This window comes from Halomonas sp. (genome assembly GCF_041689495.1).
Taxonomy (GTDB): Bacteria; Pseudomonadota; Gammaproteobacteria; order Pseudomonadales; family Halomonadaceae; genus Halomonas.
Genome location: NZ_JBDNGD010000461.1, coordinates 1 through 2,663, shown reverse-complemented (window position 1 = coordinate 2,663; position 2,663 = coordinate 1). Strand labels below are relative to the sequence as shown.

The window sequence follows — 2,663 nt, the reverse complement described above, 5'->3', positions numbered from 1 at the left end:
GTCCTATCGACTCCCGGTGCAGGGCCAGGACATGATGGCCGATGGCGGTGAACATGCGTTTTACCTGGTGGTACTTGCCTTCATGGAGCGTCAGCACGACCTCGGTCGGTGTGCGCATGGAAAGCTCGGCAGGCCGCGTACGCTTTTCTTCGCCATCCAGCTGTATTCCGGCGGCAAAATCCGCAACGGCGCGATCCAGAGCCTCACCGCTCAAGGGCTCAGCCAGGCTGACCCGATACACCTTGCCACAACTCCTCTTGGGTGATGTGACCCGATGCGACCATTGGCCGTCGTCGGTCAGCAGGATCAGGCCGGTGGTATCGACGTCGAGCCGTCCTACTGTCTGCAGGCACTCGACATGGGGCAGGTTAATAAGCCCTCTGACCAGCGGATAGCGTCCACGCCGAGCACTGCATTCGACGTCACACGGCTTGTTGAGCATCACGTAGCGCAGCCCGACCAGTACAAGAGGCAAACCCTTCCACTTGACTCGACTGTCCTGGTCGACCTGGGTGACGGGATTTCTGATCACCTCGCCATCTACCTCCACCTCCTCGCGATGCAGCGCCTTCTTGGCGAGACTGCGCGAGAGCTCGGTCGTCTCGGACAGAAAACGATCCAGGCGCATCAGTACCCCACTCCATCGGTCAGCGAGAAGTGATCGGCATCGCGCCAGGCGGGAAATTTCTCGCGAAAGGCCTGCAGATCCTCCAGCGACAAGTGCCCCGTCCGGACGAAGGGGATATCCGGGGCTTCGTCGATCAACGCCTCGCCCTTGGCATCGACAAGCATGGAATCGCCGGCGTAGGCCAGGCCCTTGGCATCCTCGCCGACCCGGTTCACGCCGATGACCGGACAGAGGTTCTCGATGGCCCGAGCCTGAAGAAGAATGCGCCAGGGATGGCGTCGCGGCGCCGGCCAGTTCGCCACGCAAAGCAGGAGGTCGTATTCGAAGTGCTCGCCCGGGTCGGGGTGCTGCCGCAGCCAGACCGGGAAGCGCAGGTCGTAGCAGACGCTAAGCAAGACGCGGAATCCCTTGATTTCCATGATCACCCGCTCGTGACCCATGGCATAGCGTTCGTGTTCGCCGGCCATGCGGAAGAGATGGCGCTTGTCGTAGGTGACCCGGCTGCCGTCGGGTCTTGCCCAGACCAGACGATTGAAATAGTCACCATCCTCCACCACGGCCACACTGCCGGTGACGACGCAGCCACGCCGGAGGGCCTGTGTCTGCAACCAGGCCACCGTGGCACTCTCATCCATGGGTTCGGCCATGTCCCGCGAATTCATGGTGAAGCCGGTGGAGAACATTTCCGGCAGCACGATCAGGTCGGTATCCTGGCTTCCCAGATCGCCCAGGGTCTCTTCCAGCATCCGGCAGTTGGCAGTGGGGTCTTCCCAGCGCAGATCGCACTGCACCAGGGTAGTTCGCAGTTCGCTCATGTGGGGCTCCGCTCTGGTGAATCCTTGCCGTCCAGACTACTCCAGGCAGGTCGAAACGTCAGCCGTCACAGCATGATCAATCACCGTATGATCCATCAGGAGATGGCAAGAATTCCGATAGGCTGCTAAGTTGGTACCTTTGCCCGACGAGGCCTGCATGTCCGCCCTCCCCCCTTCTGATCCCGACACGACGAAGGGCGTCGCCTTCGGTCTGGCCGCCTACCTGATGTGGGGCTGCTTTCCGTTGTTCTTTGCCCTCTTCGAGGGCGTGCCGGCACTGGAAATATTGATCCACCGTGTCATCTGGTCCTGCCTCTTCCTGGTGGGACTGGTCACTTTCCTGGGTCGCTGGACACCGGTCCGCCATGCCCTGATGAACCCCTCACGCCTGGGCAGGGTGCTGGGCTGTGCCCTCTTGATCGCGATCAACTGGGGAGTCTATATCTATGCCGTGGAAAGCCGCCAGGTCCTCCAGGCAAGCCTGGGCTATTTCCTTACTCCCCTAGTCAATGTCGGGCTGGGCATGCTGGTACTCAAGGAGGTCATGCACCGCCTACAGGCACTCGCCGTTGGACTGGCAACCCTCGCCATCGGCGTACAGCTGGTGATGCTCGGCGAGTTGCCCTGGATCAGCCTGACCCTGGCGCTGAGCTTCGGCACCTATGGCCTGCTGCGCAAGCAGGTGCCTCTGGACGGCCTCTCGGGGCTCTTCGTCGAGACCCTGCTGTTGATGCCTCTGGGCCTGATGGCCCTGGGCTGGCTCACCCAGGCCGAGCTCTCCCACTTCCTCGACGATGGACGCACCACCACCCTGCTGGTCGCCAGCGGGGTGATCACTGCCCTGCCACTGCTGGCCTTCGCCGGTGCGGCACGGCGGCTGAGGCTGGCCACCCTGGGCTTCCTGATGTACATCAACCCCTCTCTACAGTTCTTCATCGCCCTACTGGTCTTCCGGGAGCCGCTGAGCATGGCTCAACTCGGCAGTTTCCTGCTGATCTGGCTGGGCCTGGCGCTCTATTCCTGGTCAGCATGGCAATCAAGACCCCGTGCCCTCTCCCCGTAACTCTGTAGGCATTCTGTAACTAGCGTCTTTCCGTTACTGTCTAGGCTGCACACATTCGGCTACCATCATGCGATGGCCCAAGTACCTGATAACGCAACTTTCCCACAAAATCGAAACCTGCCTCCATGCAATCCACGCCACGGGGCTGATGCCACGT

The 2,663-nt window shown here is 61.5% G+C and carries 3 protein-coding genes; 1 reads left to right on the top strand and 2 read right to left on the bottom strand.

The window, feature by feature from the left end; genetic code table 11:
• Together ACESMD_RS14115 and ACESMD_RS14110 are read right to left on the bottom strand one after the other, a co-directional pair.
• A partial coding sequence (locus tag ACESMD_RS14115) for a pseudouridine synthase (RefSeq protein WP_372614235.1) occupies positions 1–628 on the bottom strand: 628 nt, incomplete at its 3' end.
• On the bottom strand, positions 628–1,443 hold the full coding sequence (locus tag ACESMD_RS14110) for an amidohydrolase (protein ID WP_372614233.1): 816 nt from the start codon (positions 1,441–1,443) through the stop codon (positions 628–630). The genes ACESMD_RS14110 and ACESMD_RS14115, both read right to left, overlap by 1 nt.
• A gap of 157 nt (positions 1,444–1,600) precedes the next feature.
• Between ACESMD_RS14110 and rarD the strand changes: the two genes are divergently transcribed.
• The gene (gene rarD / locus ACESMD_RS14105; protein WP_372614231.1) at positions 1,601–2,506 is read left to right on the top strand and encodes an EamA family transporter RarD; all 906 of its coding nucleotides are present in this window, start codon (positions 1,601–1,603) and stop codon (positions 2,504–2,506) included.
• Positions 2,507–2,663: the final 157 nt, after the last annotated feature.